The sequence below is a fragment of the Corynebacterium sp. UMB9976 genome (assembly GCF_030212265.1).
Lineage (GTDB): Bacteria > Actinomycetota > Actinomycetes > Mycobacteriales > Mycobacteriaceae > Corynebacterium.
The window spans coordinates 1-260 of sequence record NZ_JASODY010000117.1; the positions used below are offsets into that span (position 1 = coordinate 1).

The following is a 260-nucleotide window of genomic DNA, read 5'->3' on the forward strand; positions in this document are numbered from 1 at the left end:
GGATGCTCGCCCAAGAGGCTCCGGGGCATAGCGTCGAGGTGCGCGTGCCGCCCTTCGTCGCGGTCCAGTGCATTGAGGGCCCCAGGCACACGCGCGGTACGCCGCCCAATGTCGTGGAGATGTCGCCGGAGATTTGGCTGGGACTCGCGTGCGGAATGATCACGTTAGAGCAGGTGCAGGCGCACATCGATATGTCGGGAACGCGCGCGGCGGAAATTGGGAATCATCTGCCGGTGGCGCGCATTTCTTAAAGCCCGTGG

General features: G+C 64.6%; 1 protein-coding gene. It reads left to right on the forward strand.

Going from position 1 to position 260, the window contains the following annotated elements; translation table 11 throughout:
- On the forward strand, positions 1-251 hold a 251-nt coding region (locus tag QP140_RS10050; RefSeq protein ID WP_284759515.1), incomplete at its 5' end, for a sterol carrier family protein.
- Positions 252-260: the final 9 nt, after the last annotated feature.